General features: G+C 38.1%; 19 protein-coding genes and 1 riboswitch. Of the genes, 2 read left to right on the top strand and 17 right to left on the bottom strand.

What is annotated here, in order from left to right; translation table 11 throughout:
- Window positions 1-11: 11 nt before the first annotated feature.
- The 7 genes from JCM9140_RS03235 to JCM9140_RS03205 all read right to left on the bottom strand — a co-directional run bounded on the left by JCM9140_RS03235 (window position 12) and on the right by JCM9140_RS03205 (window position 5516).
- The gene (locus JCM9140_RS03235) at window positions 12-791 is read right to left on the bottom strand and encodes a thiazole synthase (protein WP_034742281.1); all 780 of its coding nucleotides are present in this window, start codon (window positions 789-791) and stop codon (window positions 12-14) included.
- A gap of 1 nt (window position 792) precedes the next feature.
- Window positions 793-990 carry a sulfur carrier protein ThiS gene (gene thiS / locus JCM9140_RS03230; RefSeq protein WP_034742278.1) on the bottom strand — a complete coding sequence of 66 codons (198 nt, stop codon included), beginning with the start codon at window positions 988-990 and terminating at the stop codon, window positions 793-795.
- A gap of 1 nt (window position 991) precedes the next feature.
- A complete protein-coding gene (gene thiE / locus JCM9140_RS03225; protein WP_034742276.1) occupies window positions 992-1624 on the bottom strand; it encodes a thiamine phosphate synthase in 633 nt (210 codons plus the stop codon).
- Between the two features lie 55 nt (window positions 1625-1679).
- A riboswitch (TPP riboswitch) is annotated at window positions 1680-1776 on the bottom strand.
- A gap of 63 nt (window positions 1777-1839) precedes the next feature.
- A complete protein-coding gene (locus tag JCM9140_RS03220; RefSeq protein WP_034742273.1) occupies window positions 1840-2952 on the bottom strand; it encodes a YqgU-like beta propeller domain-containing protein in 1113 nt (370 codons plus the stop codon).
- A 241-nt stretch (window positions 2953-3193) separates the two neighbouring features.
- Window positions 3194-4612 (bottom strand): aspartate ammonia-lyase, encoded by a 1419-nt coding sequence (gene aspA / locus JCM9140_RS03215; RefSeq protein WP_034742270.1) that lies wholly within the window; start codon window positions 4610-4612, stop codon window positions 3194-3196.
- 169 nt (window positions 4613-4781) lie between these two features.
- On the bottom strand, window positions 4782-4973 hold the full coding sequence (locus JCM9140_RS03210) for a YqgQ family protein (protein ID WP_439644262.1): 192 nt from the start codon (window positions 4971-4973) through the stop codon (window positions 4782-4784).
- A gap of 30 nt (window positions 4974-5003) precedes the next feature.
- Entirely contained in the window at window positions 5004-5516 is a 513-nt protein-coding gene (locus tag JCM9140_RS03205) for a hypothetical protein (protein WP_034742263.1), read from the bottom strand.
- Window positions 5517-5699: 183 nt separating this feature from the next.
- Between JCM9140_RS03205 and JCM9140_RS03200 the strand changes: the two genes are divergently transcribed.
- Complete coding sequence (locus JCM9140_RS03200) at window positions 5700-6104, top strand: YueI family protein (RefSeq protein ID WP_034742261.1); 405 nt, start codon at window positions 5700-5702, stop codon at window positions 6102-6104.
- A 131-nt stretch (window positions 6105-6235) separates the two neighbouring features.
- Here JCM9140_RS03200 and JCM9140_RS03195 read toward each other — a convergent pair whose 3' ends face one another.
- A complete protein-coding gene (locus JCM9140_RS03195) occupies window positions 6236-7699 on the bottom strand; it encodes a spore germination protein (protein WP_034742258.1) in 1464 nt (487 codons plus the stop codon).
- A 124-nt stretch (window positions 7700-7823) separates the two neighbouring features.
- Here JCM9140_RS03195 and JCM9140_RS03190 point away from each other — a divergent pair, with 124 nt between their 5' ends.
- Window positions 7824-8702 carry a hypothetical protein gene (locus tag JCM9140_RS03190; RefSeq protein WP_034742255.1) on the top strand — a complete coding sequence of 293 codons (879 nt, stop codon included), beginning with the start codon at window positions 7824-7826 and terminating at the stop codon, window positions 8700-8702.
- Here JCM9140_RS03190 and JCM9140_RS03185 read toward each other — a convergent pair.
- The 9 genes from JCM9140_RS03185 to JCM9140_RS03145 all read right to left on the bottom strand — a co-directional run bounded on the left by JCM9140_RS03185 (window position 8699) and on the right by JCM9140_RS03145 (window position 17336).
- Entirely contained in the window at window positions 8699-10210 is a 1512-nt protein-coding gene (locus tag JCM9140_RS03185) for a rhomboid family protein (protein ID WP_034742252.1), read from the bottom strand. The genes JCM9140_RS03190 and JCM9140_RS03185 overlap by 4 nt on opposite strands.
- A 133-nt stretch (window positions 10211-10343) precedes the next feature.
- A complete protein-coding gene (yqgO, locus tag JCM9140_RS03180; RefSeq protein WP_052002027.1) occupies window positions 10344-10547 on the bottom strand; it encodes a protein YqgO in 204 nt (67 codons plus the stop codon).
- 17 nt (window positions 10548-10564) lie between these two features.
- Complete coding sequence (locus JCM9140_RS03175) at window positions 10565-11566, bottom strand: L-lactate dehydrogenase (protein WP_052002026.1); 1002 nt, start codon at window positions 11564-11566, stop codon at window positions 10565-10567.
- A gap of 41 nt (window positions 11567-11607) precedes the next feature.
- Entirely contained in the window at window positions 11608-12627 is a 1020-nt protein-coding gene (locus JCM9140_RS03170; protein ID WP_034742249.1) for a ThiF family adenylyltransferase, read from the bottom strand.
- Between the two features lie 10 nt (window positions 12628-12637).
- A complete protein-coding gene (locus tag JCM9140_RS03165) occupies window positions 12638-13414 on the bottom strand; it encodes a DUF92 domain-containing protein (protein WP_081727542.1) in 777 nt (258 codons plus the stop codon).
- The gene (locus JCM9140_RS03160; protein WP_034742245.1) at window positions 13411-13971 is read right to left on the bottom strand and encodes a 5-formyltetrahydrofolate cyclo-ligase; all 561 of its coding nucleotides are present in this window, start codon (window positions 13969-13971) and stop codon (window positions 13411-13413) included. The genes JCM9140_RS03165 and JCM9140_RS03160 overlap by 4 nt, the downstream gene beginning before the upstream one ends.
- Window positions 13972-14046: 75 nt before the next feature.
- Window positions 14047-14196 carry a 50S ribosomal protein L33 gene (rpmG, locus tag JCM9140_RS03155; RefSeq protein WP_034624960.1) on the bottom strand — a complete coding sequence of 50 codons (150 nt, stop codon included), beginning with the start codon at window positions 14194-14196 and terminating at the stop codon, window positions 14047-14049.
- 79 nt (window positions 14197-14275) lie between these two features.
- Window positions 14276-14956 (bottom strand): hypothetical protein, encoded by a 681-nt coding sequence (locus JCM9140_RS03150; RefSeq protein ID WP_034742242.1) that lies wholly within the window; start codon window positions 14954-14956, stop codon window positions 14276-14278.
- Entirely contained in the window at window positions 14919-17336 is a 2418-nt protein-coding gene (locus tag JCM9140_RS03145; protein ID WP_034742239.1) for a sugar phosphate nucleotidyltransferase, read from the bottom strand. The genes JCM9140_RS03150 and JCM9140_RS03145 overlap by 38 nt, the downstream gene beginning before the upstream one ends.
- Window positions 17337-17344 lie beyond the last annotated feature (8 nt).

Raw genomic sequence — 17344 nt, 5'->3', positions numbered from 1 at the left:
CCAATGTCTTTCTATTTTGGTACAAACTCAGTTAAACCACTGCTTGCTGTCGCGTACTTTTTCTTTGGAATTCGACCCGCTTCATAAGAAAGTCTTCCTGCTTCAATGGCATATTTCATGGCTCTAGCCATCTTTACAGGATCTTTTGCTTTGGCTACAGGAGTATTCATTAACACTCCGTCCGCTCCGAGTTCCATGGCTTGGGCAACATCCGCTGCAGAACCAAGGCCTGCGTCAACGATGATTGGTACATTGGCTTGCTCAATAATCAAATCTAGATTATACGGATTTAAAATTCCTAATCCAGTTCCAATTGGCGACCCTCCCGGCATAACAGCCGCCGCTCCGGCTTCCTCCAACCTTCTACATAAAACAGGATCATCAGACGTGTATGGCAGAACAACAAATCCTTCTTTTGCAAGGATCTCTGTTGCTTTTAATGTCTCAATCGGATCAGGTAGCAACGTTTTTTCATCTGCGCTAATTTCAATTTTAATCCAGTCACTTAAACCTGAGGCCTTAGCCAACCTCGCAATACGAATCGCTTCTTCCGCCGTTTGTGCACCTGAGGTATTTGGTAAATACGTAAAGGACATCCCTTCTAAATGCTGCAAAATAGCATCCTCATTTGGTGCACCTAGATTAACTCTCCTGATTGCAAACGTTAGTACTTCTGCTTCTGACGCCTTAATCGCTTCATTTTGAACAAATGGATTCGGGTACCTTCCTGTTCCTAAAAAGAAACGTGACGATAGTTCTTTTCCAGCAATTGTGAGTTTATTCTTTTTCATTTCATCCACCTCCAACGAACTGAACAAGCTCAATTCGCATTCCTTCTTTCATTTCTGTTACAGCCCAATTTACTCGTTCAATAATCTCCCCATCAACCTCAGTAACAACAAGATGTGGTTCTAGTTCAAAGTGTGAGACAACATCTTCTAATGTCGAAACATCCACGTTATGTTCTTCTCCATTAATAACTAATTGCATATTACCTTTTCACCCTTTCAGATAAGATGCTTGTAAACTGCTCACAAACACCCTTTACATCGTTTGCTCCAACAATTTCAGAAATCATACAAATTCTTGTTGCGCCTGCATCTATTACTTGCTGAACGTTATGCAGTTTAATACCACCAATTGCAACGAAAGGAATTTTAATTTCTGCTACAACTTGCTCAATGTAGTTTGTCGTAACCGGATCAACCACATCAACTTTGCTATTCGTATGGAAAATCGGTCCAACTCCAATATAGTCAGCACCACCAGCCTCGGCTTCACGTGCTTCTTCGATTTGATGAGTAGAAATACCGATAATTTTATCTTGTCCCATAATTTTTCTCGCATCAGCTAAAGGCAGATCATCTTGACCAATGTGAATTCCATCCGCATCAACAGCTAGTGCTACATCAATATGATCATTCACAATAAACATGACATCATGCTTTTTAGTTAGCTCACGTAACGCCTTTGCCTTTTGTAGTACGTCTCTTTTGCTACTCGTTTTATCTCGTAATTGAATAATATCGACCCCACCTAGGATCGCTTCTTCCATTACCTCTAACAAATCTCGTTCTGGGTGAAATGCTTCCCCAGTAATTGCGTATAACGAAAACTCTCTCATGATACCCACCCTTTTTTCTATATAAAAGATAAAAAGCCGTATCCGGACATACGGAATACGACTTAGGCGACTTCCCTACGCTGGCGTGATCCAGATCAGGTATGAGGGTAATGTTCTCAGCCCACTATTAGCAGACACCCCTAGTCGAAACAAATTCATTTCTAGCTATTACATTCATTATGACACACTGTTTCAAAAAAGCAAGAGAAGAGCAATCATTCCTCTAACAGAGAAACAATTGCTCCATCTGACAAATCAAAAACCGATTCAAAACGATCCCCTATAAGGAGATACCCTCCCGAAGGAGACACACGTAGAGGAACATGCTTATCAAAAGTAGCTAATTTTTCTTCTGCATCTGTATCAACGTAATAAGCGATTAAATCAAACCCTTCATCGTAACTAAAAAAATCACTACTATGCTTTGGCCGTAAATAATAGAATACGCGGTCATGAACATCATACGTATAAAAGGGAATCCACCACTGTTCTGAGTATGTATTCAAGATAGGCATCTCAATTTCTCTGAACGGTTTTTGCTCATCATAAAACGTGTACGTTGAATAAAGCTCATACACACTATCTACCGTAACGGTAAGAGACAGTGTATCTGGAAAACTCATATAAGCAATGACTGATTCCTTCCATTTTCGTTCTTCACTATTTTCGACATTCACTTCATAAAGCGGCGCCTGAAAGCTAGGCTCAAGCTCTTCCCATTTTAAGTAACCAACATGCTTTTCTGATATCCACTGTACATATGAATTGTCTAAGGAAAGTTCTTTTACTTTTGTATCTGTCACAACATACGTTTCAAATTCCCAGTCAGGTAAAAAAGCAACCATGATAAACGTATCTTCTTTATAAGGATTCCAATAAACAACATACTCTTCCCCATAGTCTTGAAAAATTTGCCTACTATCTCCATCCCGATCAACAATGATTAAGTTTGTTTCATGATTAAGCGTAACTTGCTGAACAGCAAAGAGACTATAATCAGCATTAGCCTGAACATCTATAATCCAACCATCCAATTGGAGGAATGGGCTTGATTCAGATGTATGGAGATTGTATTGATATAAAGTCGAGGATTCCCCTTGTTCTTCAAGATAGAGAATGGACCCGTCATCAAACCAACCAACGATTTCAGTAATGCTAAGATTATTTTCGAGCGGTACTAATTGTGAGCCCGTAAAAAAAGAAGAAGGTACATCACGCTTGATCGGTTGATCCTCAAACCTTTTTGGCATATGTTGATTCTCTAATGGGGCTTGAGTACAGCCTGCTAGAACAAACACAGCTATTAGAATAAATAACACCTGCCTCACACCGATTCCCCCTTCATATGTATCTTCTTAATAGGTTATGGAAGGTGTTCGTTCCTTTGCGAAAACTCTTTATGCAACAATTGTTCAGAAACACTCTACTATATAGACGAAATCCACCCATCTCTTGTTTCATAAAAATAAAAATAAAAAAATGACTCATTCGCAAGCTCCACTATTATAGCGCAAAAAGTTCCTTGTCTGCACTAAGAGAGCAAGATGAATTGAATCATTTTTTTACTTTCTATTCGCCTTCCATAAACCTTGCTCCTGCAATCCCTGGATTTGTCATTTCTTTCGGGTCAAGAATTTCATTTAATTCTTCTTCCGACAAGATTCCTCTCTCCAAGCATATTTCCCGAATAGGGCGGTTTGATTGAATGGCTTCTTTTGCTACTCTTGAAGCTACTTCATAACCAACATGAGGATTAATGGCTGTTACAATTCCTACACTGCGTTCAACCATTTCAAGGCACCGGTCTACGTTAGCTGTTAATCCCTCTATCGCAAAATCAGTAAAAACTCTCATTCCATTTTGCAATATGGAAAAAGACTGCAATAGATTGAATACCAACACCGGCTCCATTACATTCAGCTCTAACTGTCCAGCCTCTGAAGCCAGACTAATCGTATGATCGTTGCCAATAACTTGAAATGAAATTTGATTAATCACCTCACACATGACCGGGTTCACTTTGCCTGGCATAATCGAAGAACCTGGTTGCCTAGCAGGGAGATTAATTTCATTTAATCCTGTTTTGGGACCTGAACTCATTAAACGTAAATCATTAGCCATTTTTGATAAGTTAATAGCCATTATTTTTAGTGCACTTGACACTTCCGTATAAGCATCAGTATTTTGTGTAGCATCAACTAAATCATCTGCTGTTTTAAACGGGTAGCCGGTAATATCTCCTAAATATTTCGCCACTTTTTTGATATAATCAGGCTTTGCATTTAATCCTGTTCCAACCGCTGTTGCCCCCATATTTACTTCATATAAATGCTCCACAGACCTTTTAATACGGCCGAGATCACGTTCCAGAACACGCCGATAAGCGCCAAATTCTTGCCCGAGTCTAATTGGCACTGCATCCTGTAGGTGCGTTCTTCCCATTTTCAATACGTCATCAAACTCGTTTTCTTTTTCTTTTAACGCTTCAATTAAATTTTTTAATTGTTTTGTTAATCCGTCTGCTAAACGAAGAGCAGCTATATGAATAGCAGTTGGAAATGCATCATTTGTTGATTGGGCCATGTTTACATGCGTATTTGGGCTTACTCGCATGTACTCCCCTTTTTCTCCCCCTAGCAACTCAATAGCTCGATTGGCGATTACTTCATTTGCGTTCATATTAAATGAAGTACCAGCTCCCCCTTGTATGGAGTCAACAATAAATTGGTCTTGGTAGTTCCCATGAATCACTTCATCTGCAGCCTCTATGATCGCATCCGCAATGTTAACTGTAAGTACTCCTACATCGCGATTGGCCATTGCTGCCGCCTTTTTCACATATCCAAACGCTCGGATTAATTCAGGATGTGGCGGATATCCTGTAATGGGAAAATTCTCTCTTGCCCGCATTGTTTGGATTCCATAATACGCCTCTTTCGGCACTTGCTTTTCTCCAACCAAGTCGCGTTCTGTGCGATATTCTAGCATCGACATCTGTCTCCTTTTTCGGTCTAAACTCCTTAGTAAATAAGATTGTCCATAGTTATTTTATGTATGGTAACTCTTTTTGGTACTTTCAATCCTTCAAGTTAGTCGACGTCATCATTTGAAAGGATTATTAGCATTAGCCACGTATGCTAATGCCATTCCTATCAAATTACAGCTTATTTTTCTCACTCCTTGATTCGCTTCGTATGATCAGCAACGCTTGTTGAAAATCAACGGTCTCAATCATTTTCCATTCATGTAATTCTTTAAGTTCCTCTTCCATTAGAGCAAGATCTAAAGATCGGTCACGAGTATACACAATCGTACCATGCTTCTTTAATAATTGTCTTACATCATACATTGACTTCAAAACGCTTCACCTCTGTCACTATTATAACAGCTTTAAAAGTGTGACGAAAAGAAGCCAAACAAGCGGGGTATACGATGCATAGGATTGACGCCAGAACACTTGTTTAATTTGCAGTTGAATAAAAATTCCTAGCCCAAGTGCAGCCGTGAATAAAAAGGATGCCGTTAATGTAAAGAAAGTTCGATATCCCAAAACCCCCCACTCTAGCCCCATTAAAAAGAACAATAGCGCTATAACGGAAAGGAGAATTTTATCTTCAGGATGAAAAAATCCGAGTGTTGGATGATACCGACTAAAACAAGCCACAATAAATAAGAGGGCAAGGATGGATAAAACAATTTCGATAAGACGAATGCTAATCCAGCCTGTAAAAAACATTCCGGTAATCATACCGATGTATGCTAAAAATAAGAAAAACAATGAAAATAAAAATAAATGAAGAGGTTTAATTGATTCCCTAGGTGCTGCTAACAGACCACCTAGTGTAATACCAAATGTGCAAACAAAAATAAACATAATGATGATAACCCACATTGTTGCAACACATCCTTTCTTGAGAGCGGTTCCTAATTGACAAATTTCGTACAGCTTTGGCTAGATTATTTTTCTAAAACATTCTTATGCTATGATATGTATGCAATGAAAAATTAAGAAGGACAAGACAAAAATTATCTTAATTCGTTTATCTTAATTCGTTAATGAAATGAGGCGTAAAAATTGGGGCAAAAAGTTAAAGAAGTCATTGATCGAGCACTTTATGGAACTCCAGAGATTAAACCAGAAGAAAAGAACCTATTTTTATCAACTTTTCTTGAAAGAATTCATATAGCTTTAACTAAAAAACAGGTCGTTCATAAAGGAATGTATCCTGAAGTGGTTGAAATCATGAAAGAAAAGAAAAATCTCCATCTATATATAAATGGAAATCTAAACTATGGAAACTATTCAAATTATGTTCAACAAGCTAGCAAATCTAACATTCGCTTCACGATTGTGACACCTAAAAAACAAACGCCATTTGGGCTCGTATTAGCTGATGAAACACAAGCAATAAATCGAAATAACATCTTTATACAAGATGAATTATACGATTTAGATATGGAAGAATCGATCAATCTTTAAAGCTGGTTTCGTCAAGGATGTTGCAGGCTCATAGTGACATAAAATAGTGGAATTTCTTTGTGACGAACACGTTACCTTTAAATACGAAGTGGAATAGCAAAAGACCACGTAATCCGTGGTCTTTTGCTATTCTACCGGTCTGGATCGTTTGGATGAATGGCTTGTGGTCGTTGTTTTTTGAGTGGCATTGCTGTACGTAATAGTACATCTTTTAATGCTAATGCATTAAATGGCAAAAATGGCCACATATAGGGTGTACCTAGTGATTTTAAGTGGACAAGCATTAATAACCAAGCCGTAACCCCAACAACAAAACCAGGTACTCCAAAAAGAGCCGTACTGATTAAAAGAGCAACTCTAATTAAACGGTTCGCAAGGCTCATTTCGTAACTTGGTGTAGCAAATGTTCCTACTGCTGCAACGGCTAAGTATAGAACCACTTCAGGTGAAAACACACCTACATTGATTGCAACTTCTCCAATTAATAGCGCCGCGACTAACCCTAATGCTGTGGCTAGTGCATTAGGAGTGTGAATAGCAGCCATTCTGAGCATTTCGATCCCTATTTCAGCAATGATAAATTGGGCATATAACGGAACCGTTCCTTCTTCTTGTGCTCCAATAAAATTTAAAGCAGGAGGCGCTAGTCCTTCTCTTGTTGCTAACAAATACCATAAAGGGAGCAAAAACAAAGAAGCCCAAACAGCTGCGTACCTTACAATTCTTAGGCTTGTACCAACAATTGGCTTTTGACGATATTCTTCTGCATGCTGCATGTGATGCCAAAAGGTTGTTGGAGTAATCATGACACTCGGTGAACCATCGACCATGATAATAACATGCCCTTCAAATAAATGACTTGCTGCCACATCAGGACGTTCTGTGTAACGCACCATTGGATAAGGATTATTATGATGACCGAAAATAAATTCCTCTATTGTCTTATCACCCATAGACAGTCCATCCGTATCAATATTTTCTAATGCCTGCTTAATTTCCTTTACATAACTCGGATCAGCAATATCACCAATATAGGATATGGCTAAGTCTGACTTAGACCTCCGACCTACAGAAATGTACTCAACTCTCATCGTTCGATCACGAATTCGTCTTCTTAATAGAGCTGCATTCATGACCAATGTTTCAACGAATCCATCCTTTGAGCCACGGATCACCTTTTCCGTATCAGGCTCCTCTGGCCCTCTGATTGGATATTCTCTTGTATCAATAAGAATAACTTCATCGATACCTTCAACTACGAGTGCCGCTGGACCAGCCAGTACTTGATCAACAACATGATCTAAATCATCGGTTGATTCTATTTCTGCATAAGGAATGTAACGCTTCATTAATTTATCTAGAGTTTTTCCTTCTAGATCTGTTGGTTTTAATCGAATTAACTCGCGTTGAATTTGTGTGATCGCCTGGTCCTTTCCGAATCCATCAACAAGAAAGAGGGACATTTGTCTTTCTCCGTAATCCAATTCTAGATGGACGACATCAAAGTTGGCGTCAACCGCAAGTTCATTTTTTAAAAAATCAATATTTTTTTCATACATAATGGTCACTGGATTTTCCACTTTATTGTTACCCATGTTCGATCACCCCCATTCCTTTACATTATTTGCTTCAACTTGTATTTCCATTCATACGGTAGGCATAAACAAATAGATTAGGACATATACATGTGTCAAACTGTTTGTCCATTGGAGGCTAACGATGAATAAATGGAAATTCTCAATCGGATTATTAATTTCTTCTTTTCTTGTGGGGTTATTTCTTGTCTTTACTATTAAACCAGAACCATTGCATGATGCTCTTATTTTTTTCCCGTTAGATTCATCAGCCACATTTGATGAGGCTACATCCCAAATTGAATTTCAAGCAATGGAGGATGAGGATGAGTATATTTTGGACTGGAGTGTAACGTCTGTCTTAAATCAGCCAGCCTACCTAAGACAAGATGTTTCACTCTTATTCGAAGATGGCTATCTAAAAGATACCATGTCCTCTTGGGAAGAAGACACAGACTCCATTGAAATGGAAAAGGATGTACCTTCTGACGATAGTGGTCATTATAGAGTCGTTACTTTTCATCATGCAGAGTTGCATTATCCTAATGATGAAATTAAAAGCGCTCAAAAGCTAAGCTTCGATCAGATGTATGTAATTGATTCACCATTAAGCCCTTTACATGCATTTAGAACCCCGCAAACGGAAGAAGAGAAAGAAAGCAAACGAATTTTGGATTATATTTTGCAACAACAACAAGACTATGATTGGGACGCCCTTTTTGAATATTACAATATTCCAAAAGACCGTTATTTGCGCATCCCTTTAACTGATTTAGTTATGTATGAAGATGAGCCAATTCCAGGTTTATCAAAAGAAAAGACCGCTCAATTTCTAGGCGGCCTTTGGGAAGGATTATATAAAAATTATGTTTTAGGTATAACAAAGCAAGATGGTACGACGGTTAGTCCCATTGGCAGTACCGTACCTGTTATTTTAGTACCTGATACAGCTGATCATTTTTTTGTTTTATTTAGAACATCTGATGGTGAACCTGTTCAACTATTACAAACGCTTCAAAATTAATTTTCCTCTTTGACTCTTTCATACAAATCGAGGTACGCTTCGTCAGGATGAAGCTCAATTGCTCGCTTAAGTGAGCTACGGGCTTCCTCGATTTGTTCAAGTTCGATATAAACGAGAGATAAATTATAATGCGCTTCATGAAAAGAAGGTCTTTCTTCAATCGTTTTTATCAATAACTCTTTTGCAAACTCGTAGTTTTCAAACATGGCTTCAGCGTAGGCCAATAAGAAATACGCCTCAGGCATATCTGCTCCTTCCTCCACGGCTCGTTGTAAAAATGGATAAGCTGCTTCCAAATTATCCTGTTGTAAATACTCTTGCCCAATTTGTAATTCCAATAAAGGTGAACGAGTCTTTTGTTCATTGTTTAATCCAAACAAATAGAGCCCACCCATAAGAAAAATGGTCACGACTAGACTTAATAATTGTTTTGGAACCTTTCGGTGTTTAGGAAGTTGAACGACCATAGCAGCAAGAAATCCTCCGACTAGCCCACCAATATGTGCACCATTATCAACCATCGGGATCGAGAAACCAAAAACTAAATTAATGGCTAAAATGGTTAACAAACTTTTTCCCATAGTTCGAAAAAACAACTTTTTATACACGGTACCAAAATATAACAGAGCCCCAAAACAACCAAAGATTGCACCCGAAGCACCAGCTGCTACTTGTTCATTAAAAGCAAAGCTAGCAATAGAACCAAACAATCCGGCTACAAAATAAATAAAAAGAAAACGAGTGGTACCATACATTCTCTCGACTGCACCACCTAAATAAAATAATGCTAATGAGTTCATGAATAAGTGAAGAAAACCAATATGTAAAAACATGGCCGTAATAAGGCGCCACCATTCCCCTTCCATAATCAAAGGATTGTATTTGGCTCCATATTCAATCAATGTTAGTACGGATGTACTTCCTCCAGCTTGTTCTAATTGATAAAACATATATGAAAGCACGGCTAATAAACCCAATGTCGTCAAGGGTTTCCCATAGAAAAACAATGATTTTTCCTTTTGTTCACGTTCCCTTGTGACGTGATTGATTTGCTGTTTTAAATGCTCAATGGTTAAATTTAAATCTAAATCCTGTATCTGACCTTGTAAAGGAACAGAAGGAAGAGAAAGGGCTGACTGGTTTGCCCGGTCTATGATTTTGGATGTTACAGTTGTTCTCTTTCTTTTGCTTTCGAAAAAAGGCTTTTTGATGTCTTCCCATTCATCAACGGGCGGATATTCTGAAATATAAATATTTTCACCAATTAACCGACGGAACCGAAAGTGACGGCGAATCCGTTCAAATTGCTTTACTGATTCAGTAATGTCTCTTCTAAGCCAAATTGAAAAATCTATATCTACTCGAACAAATCGAATGATTCTCTTTGGATGTGTGTCCTCTTCTTCTAACCAGACTTCATTCCTACTCTGCTCAATCACCCTACATCCTTTTTCAAATATGTAGTGATGGACAGCTTTCCAAAAAACATAATCTTGTTGTCGCTCCATAACAACCTCCTCTCTTTAGTTATTAAACAGTATAGCAACATTTCCCTTTTCTAGAAGAGTCGTTTCAAAAAAAAAAGATAAAGGGTCTGTCTTCAGAAGCTACGCTACTAAATATGACAGACCCTTATCTCTATTAATAACTTTCTTGCGTACGGTTTGATTGAAAAACCGAACCAAGAATCTTATCGCGAACAAACGGGATTTGCATGGCAGCCATAACTGCTACCTTGCGTAGCATTCGACGACCTAGAAAAGCGTTAATGACGCGATAACGATACTTGTAAGCAAAATACATAGACAACACTAAAGATAGAATTGAAATGAGACGTTGAATCATAATCATCCCTCCTACTCTTAATGTGCCTGTGAATCCTGCCTTTTATCCACCGAGAAAAAAATTACAAAAGATTGTGAACGGGCTTTGTTGCTTCTTTTTAAAACACCAGCAGAGTGGTGTAGTTTTTTCTGCTCATCTTCATGTAAATTTAATTCTAGAACTTCTCGTATACCTTGGCGGTTCACAACTGCTGGAACACCAATATACACATCATCTAGTCCATACTGCCCTTTAAGTAAAGTTGAAATGGTCAACACAGAATTTTCATTTCTTAAGATCGCTTTAGTAAGACGAACTAAGCCCATTGCAATTCCATAGTATGTTGCACCTTTTCGTTCAATGATATGGTATGCGGCATCGCGAACATTCGTAAAAATCTTTTCAAGTTCATTCATATTGATATGATTCTCTTCATCAACATAAGTTAATATTGGTTTTCCACCAATGTCAGCATGGCTCCAAACCGGCAACTCGGTATCTCCATGCTCACCCATGATGTAAGCATGAACATTTCTAGAATCTACATCAAAGTATTGACCTAACAAAAAGCGAAAACGTGCTGTGTCTAAAATCGTACCTGATCCAATTACTCGTTCCATTGGAAGCCCAGAGAATTTCCAAGTAGCATAAGAAAGAATATCAACAGGATTTGTGGCTACAATAAAGATCCCATCAAATCCACTAGCCATAACGGACCCAACAATGGACTTAAATATTTTTGCATTTTTTTCAATTAAGTCAAGTCTTGTTTCACCAGGACCTTGATTTGCGCCGGCTGTAATGACAACAAGGTCAGCATCTTTGCAATCCTCATACGTCCCAGCCCAAATTTTCATAGGTGAACCAAATGGCATCCCATGGTTAAGATCCATCGCATCTCCTTCTGCCTTTTCCTTGTTTAGATCAACTAATACAAGCTCATCAACCACTTCTTGATTTAAGAGTGCGTAGGCATAGCTCGAGCCAACAAAACCAGTTCCAATAATAACGACTTTTGTCCCTTTCCCTTGTACCTTCATGCTCACAACACCTTTCTTTATAAAACAATTCAGATTAAGCGTTACCCTCCAATATATTTACTATACAATGTTTTTGCTCTTGAAATATCCTCTGTGCCTTGAATTAATACCCGTCCGTCTGGAAACAAGACGAGACGTTCCCCTTCAGCTAATTGAACTCTTAACAAAAAGGGTGTTTTTTTCAATTCAGCAACTGATTCAAGTTTAACTGACCACATCTCCAGGTCAATGGGCTCTTTACGTTGAATCTGAACTGTCTCTCTTCCGCATAAGGTTGTCACATGATCCTCTTCCTCTTGTAAAGAAGGATATTCTTGATTTTGGCAAGTTGGACAATTCGTTTTTGCTTTGTCCATTTTCAAGTCAAATTGATGATTGTTCCATAAATCAAAGCTTCGCAATGTTCCCCTTAGTGATTGTTCATCCTCAACTAAATACTTTATAACCTCTACCACTTGATAGGATGCCACAATATCAACGACTGGACTTATGACACCGATCGTATCACAGGTTTGACCTGTTCCTTCACCAGGATTAATAAAACAACGCAAGCAAGGCGTTTTCCCAGGAATAAACAAAGCAGACATTCCCCTTGCACTAACTGCGCCTCCATAAGCAAAAGGAATCCCTTTTTTAAAGCACATATCATTTAGTAAAAACCTTGTCCGAAAATTATCGGTTCCATCTAATACTAAATCAATACCTTCTAGTAATTTTGGTAAGTTGTCCATCGTTACATCCGTTACAATACCTTCAATGATCACACTAGAATTAATAGCTTTCAGTTTTCGCTCAGCTGCAACAGCCTTTGGCAAGCTTTCTTTGACGTCATCTTCATCAAAAAGCATTTGCCTTTGGAGATTGCTCATCTCAACATAATCACGATCAACCATTCTAACGAGTCCAACACCTGCTCGGACAAGGTGATTGGCTAAAACCGTCCCAAGAGCTCCAACCCCTACAATTAGTACTGACTTTTGTGCTAGTTTCTGCTGACCCTCTTCACCGATAGGCGAAAAGCGCATTTGCCTCGAATAACGTTCTAATGAATGATGTTCCATTTTTTCCTCCTTATAAAACCAACCATCCAATAACCATACCTAATACGGCGGCAAAGATAGTACAACCAACATTAACAAAATCATTGTTAACCCATTTTACACCTTTTATTTGAAATGTTCTTTCGTCACAATGAACAACACGTTCTGTTTCAATTCCACAATTCGAACAGCGATAGACCACCTGCCAAATGCCACCTATTATTGTATCAAACATATTCCCTAAAAAGCCTGCCATTGTTAGAAGCATGAGAACGGATAGTGATATACTTGGCCATAATAATTGGGAAAACCCAACAAGGACGAGACTACCTATAAGTGCTGCTACTGTACCAATTATTGTAATAGCTCCAGAGGTCCCAACAGAGACACGTTGCCTTTTTACAAGATGATATGGTCTTTGTCTGCTTAATGCCCCTATTTCTGATGCCCAAGTATCTGAATTCGCTGCAGCCAAACTCGCAATAAAACCAAAAAGTAAAAAATCAGCCGGATACAAGGAATAGAGCAAAGCAACAAAAGCCGCAGTTCCCCCATTGGCTAAAACTTGTATTGCATCCCGTTGATGACCTTTCTGTACAACTTCTCCGTCGTTTGCTGATTTGACAGAACCTATAATAGTAGAACTGAAAAAGAAAAGACCTAATACCGCTAATCCATTTAAGCCAAATCCAAAAACGATCAAGATTCCTACAACTATTGCAGCAATAGCACCATCTAATGTTAATTTCTTCTTAGCATAAGCAAAATACGCTATTAACAGAATACCTATAATTAACAAAATGATCATACATAAAACCCATCTACACCTATTACATGTTCAACTTCACAATCATGGGGATCAGTAGGAACTGAAGACACCATTTGACAAGGAAATGCAAGTGCAATCGTTGGAACATGAAGATCAGGTAGAAATCGATCGTAAAATCCCCCACCAAAACCTAAGCGCCTTCCTTCCACATCAAAAGCCAAACCTGGAACAATGACAATATCAAACATGCTATTAGGAACGGCCTGACAGTATTGCGTTTTAGGTTCTTTCAGTTGGTATGGTCGCTCTTCTAATTGTTCAAAACTAGTAATTTGGTAAAAATTCATCGTTTTTTTTGGAAAGTTCGTACGAGGAACGACTACTTTTTTTCCTTGCTTCCATGCTGTTTCAATTAAATAATATGTATCCACCTCTTTGCCTCTCGAAATGGTTAGAGCAATAACTTGAGCATGTTTCCAATAGGATGATTGTAGTAAATGGTGAGAAATATCCTTTGACCACTTGGACCAGTCTTGATGAGAAACTTCATGTAACAGACTCTTAACGTTCTCTCTCAATTCATTTTTTTTATCCATTGTTCGCTCACTTCCAAATAATTCTAATGAAATCTATCAAAAAATACAAAAAAAAGCAGCGGATAATCCAGCTGCTTACTTTGTTTCGCGGTGTAACGTATGACGCTTTAATCTTGGGCTGTATTTTTTGAATTCAATACGCTCAGGATTAGTACGTTTGTTTTTTGTAGTAATATAGTTACGATCTCCTGTTTCAGTGCAAGCAAGAGTTACTTGTACACGCATTTGCTATCCCTCCAAACTGTGCTTACTTCATACTTGAATATGATAGCAAATCTTTCACTTTGAATCAAGTGGTTTTTCTTTACAGCATTTGTTTTGTCACTTGTTCTAGTTCTTCTGAACCTATTTGAAGTTCATGCTTAGCCAAAACTTCTTCCTCACTCTGACCATGAAACTCCCACACTCGTCCATATACTTCTTGTAAAGGTAACAAAGTTAATTTCGTTACCATCATACTTTCAAGTCCTTCTTGACATAACGGTGATACCGCTAACATCCCTTTTGAATTGCACCAAATCTTTTCCTTTTTCCCTACGGCCAATTGACTTTCCTTTTCTTTAAAAAAGTCAGCAGCAAGAAGAGAAATAATGGGCTCACCGTAATGAATAATGGCTTGTTTTAATGGCGATACAAATGCAACTTTAGTAGAAGCACTCTCCATTTTTTGATGATGCATGAGGAACTTCATGTCTTTTTTATCATTAGATTGATTTTTGACGATGAATGTATAGAAAATACTACTATCCGTCTTCTTTTGTTCCTCTAACATTGTAACTTGAATTTTCCACTTTGGATGATAGGCAACCATAATGGAGAGGGTCCCACCTCTTATTTGTTTAGGTGAGATGTCCCATTGACCATCGTTTAGCCAAGAACTTGTTCCATCTATCCATATCCCGACATTTTTTAGTAACTGTCTTTCATTCTTCTGAAAAGCAAACATATTACGATGTTTGTTGTTTAATAACATTAATTTGTTCAATGTACTCACCTGCCAGTTGTTTTGCATGTGCACCATCTTTTGATTGGGCGTACACAGTAAATGTGCCACTTTCTTGATCAGGAACGATAAATGTCCAACTTTCTTCTGAATGTCTCACTTTCATTCCATCAATTAATTCAACATCTTCCCCTTTTAAGGATTCCATTAGCTTTCTCATGACAATTCCTTTTTGTTGTAATTTGCATGTTACTTCTTGTTTATAAATAGCTTGTGAAGGTAGTCTACTTAGAACAGTTGTTAAAGAAGATGCATTATCACTTAAATAATCTAGTAAACTAACAATCGCAAACGGCGCATCATAGGACATAATTTGAACATTTCCCTCAGCTTCCATCATGGCTCTCGCTGACGTCTTTGTTCGAACTAATTTCTTTTCATAGCTAGCTGCAATTTCTTCAAGCGCACTCGCTCCATATAAAGGAACAGCCAACTCTGGACGTAAACCTTTTTCTAATTGCATTTGAACAAAGAGCATCAGTTGTTCCTCTTCCGTAATTAGCTGTCCTTCCTCAGTCATCAAACTGATGAACTCTCCACTTTCACCTACTAAAATACCAAGATCGGCCTGAAGCTCTTTTATTTGAACTCTCATGTCATCAACATCGACCTTATTTGAAACCAATTCGATTGTACAACCTAACTGAGTCAGTATGTTTTTAATTGTATGGGCTTGACTAACTGATTCTTCATGAAGGATTACTTTAAACTTGCTTTTCTTAATTCTTCCAAGATCGATTTGTTCTAATAAATTTCGTACGTAAGCTCGCTCTAGTTCAACACTTGTATCATAATGACCCGCATATTCAAAGGCCACTCTTCTATAAGATTGAAAAGCTACTATTTGCTCAAGTTCACGCTGAGCACCAGAACTAATCGGTAACCCAGTTTCATTGAAGAACTCAATTAAAACTTGCTTACCTTGGTTTTTATCCGCTAAACGTATAAAAACGCCACCTTTTGCCTCTTCTTGTTGAACACTGTATCTTAAAACTGGTAACAGCGTTTTTCCAAGTTCAACTACATGAACACCAGCTGCCTGCAAACTTTGAACAAAAGCTAGTTTAATAACATTCGAGAAAAAATGGCTATCACTAGCAACAAACACTTTTTCACCTTGGTTTAAAAGTGATCCATAAGCAGCTCCTAATTTTGAGGCTTCCTCTGGAGTCATTTCAATATTGGCAACACCACTAGCTCTATGACCTTTTAACAATGATCTTGCTCCTACTTCATTCCACAAATAAGACTGTGGAATAGTCGTTTCTTCTTCCACTCTTTTATAGGGCCAAATTTTCACATCTGGTTGTATCGTTACATGCTCTCCTATCACCGTATGGTGACCAATTACTGCATCCTCAAATACAGTTGCTTTTGTTCCTACCGTAACCCCTTGACATAAAGTTACGCCCCTTAACTCACTATTATCACCAATATAGATACTGTCCCATAAGACAGAACGTTTAATTGAAGCACCATTAGAAATCGTTGATCCAGATCCAATAATCGAATCCTCGCCTAAATAGGCACCTGATCGAATGGTTGAATTAGATCCAATCGAAACAGGCCCATGCAGCTTGACGCCTTCTTCAATAATGACATTTTCTCCAACCCATATATTTGGCTCAATTTCCGTTCCACTAATTGAAGCTTCTAATTTTCTTGATAGTAAATCACTTTGAGCTTGACGATATTGTTTTAAATTTCCTATATCGGACCAATAGCCATCAGCCGCATAACCATACAACGCCGATTGATCTGCTAATAGCTGAGGAAAAACGTCTTTACTAAAATCTACAACAGCATTCTCTTTAATATAGGAAAAAATGTCAGGATTCATAATATAAATCCCTGTATTCACCGTATCGCTAAACACTTCGCTCCAGCTTGGCTTCTCTAAAAATCTCACAATTCTTTGTTTCTCATCTGTCATAATGACTCCAAATTCCAACGGACATTCTACTTGCTTCATAAAAATGGTTACAAGACTATCTTGTTCTGTATGAAAATCAATTCCTGATTGTAAGTTAAAGTCTGTTAAAGCATCCCCACTTACCACGACAAAAGGTTCATCAAGAAACTCTTCTGCTTGCTTAACGCTGCCAGCTGTTCCTAATGGTGTTGTTTCTTCAAAATAATGCAATTGCACTCCAAATTTTGAGCCGTCACCAAAGTAATCTTTGATGACATCAGATAGATATTGAACCGTAACCGCAATTTCGGTAATACCGTATTTCTTTAACAATTCAATGCTATATTGCATAACTGGTTTTTGAATAAGCGGAACCATTGGTTTTGGTACATTACAAGTTAGTGGACGTAATCTAGTCCCTTTCCCCCCTGCCATAATGACACCTTTCATGTAACAGC

It is taken from the genome of Halalkalibacter wakoensis JCM 9140 (assembly GCF_000513095.1).
Classification (GTDB): domain Bacteria; phylum Bacillota; class Bacilli; order Bacillales; family Bacillaceae_D; genus Halalkalibacter; species Halalkalibacter wakoensis.
The sequence above is the reverse complement of the archived record's forward strand: the minus strand, read 5'-3'. Positions and strand labels throughout refer to the sequence as shown.

Bases quoted from the DNA above. Each gene is read 5' to 3' on its own strand.
- JCM9140_RS03235 (WP_034742281.1), bottom strand. From the start codon at position 791: ATGAAAAAGAATAAACTCACAATTGCTGGAAAAGAACTATCGTCACGT.
- thiS (WP_034742278.1), bottom strand. From the start codon at position 990: ATGCAATTAGTTATTAATGGAGAAGAACATAACGTGGATGTTTCGACA.
- thiE (WP_034742276.1), bottom strand. From the start codon at position 1,624: ATGAGAGAGTTTTCGTTATACGCAATTACTGGGGAAGCATTTCACCCA.
- aspA (WP_034742270.1), bottom strand. From the start codon at position 4,612: ATGCTAGAATATCGCACAGAACGCGACTTGGTTGGAGAAAAGCAAGTG.
- JCM9140_RS03210 (WP_439644262.1), bottom strand. From the start codon at position 4,973: ATGTATGATGTAAGACAATTATTAAAGAAGCATGGTACGATTGTGTAT.
- JCM9140_RS03205 (WP_034742263.1), bottom strand. From the start codon at position 5,516: ATGTGGGTTATCATCATTATGTTTATTTTTGTTTGCACATTTGGTATT.
- JCM9140_RS03195 (WP_034742258.1), bottom strand. From the start codon at position 7,699: ATGGGTAACAATAAAGTGGAAAATCCAGTGACCATTATGTATGAAAAA.
- JCM9140_RS03190 (WP_034742255.1), top strand. From the start codon at position 7,824: ATGAATAAATGGAAATTCTCAATCGGATTATTAATTTCTTCTTTTCTT.
- JCM9140_RS03185 (WP_034742252.1), bottom strand. From the start codon at position 10,210: ATGGAGCGACAACAAGATTATGTTTTTTGGAAAGCTGTCCATCACTAC.
- yqgO (WP_052002027.1), bottom strand. From the start codon at position 10,547: ATGATTCAACGTCTCATTTCAATTCTATCTTTAGTGTTGTCTATGTAT.
- JCM9140_RS03175 (WP_052002026.1), bottom strand. From the start codon at position 11,566: ATGAAGGTACAAGGGAAAGGGACAAAAGTCGTTATTATTGGAACTGGT.
- JCM9140_RS03170 (WP_034742249.1), bottom strand. From the start codon at position 12,627: ATGGAACATCATTCATTAGAACGTTATTCGAGGCAAATGCGCTTTTCG.
- JCM9140_RS03165 (WP_081727542.1), bottom strand. From the start codon at position 13,414: ATGATCATTTTGTTAATTATAGGTATTCTGTTAATAGCGTATTTTGCT.
- JCM9140_RS03160 (WP_034742245.1), bottom strand. From the start codon at position 13,971: ATGGATAAAAAAAATGAATTGAGAGAGAACGTTAAGAGTCTGTTACAT.
- rpmG (WP_034624960.1), bottom strand. From the start codon at position 14,196: ATGCGTGTACAAGTAACTCTTGCTTGCACTGAAACAGGAGATCGTAAC.
- JCM9140_RS03145 (WP_034742239.1), bottom strand. From the start codon at position 17,336: ATGAAAGGTGTCATTATGGCAGGGGGGAAAGGGACTAGATTACGTCCA.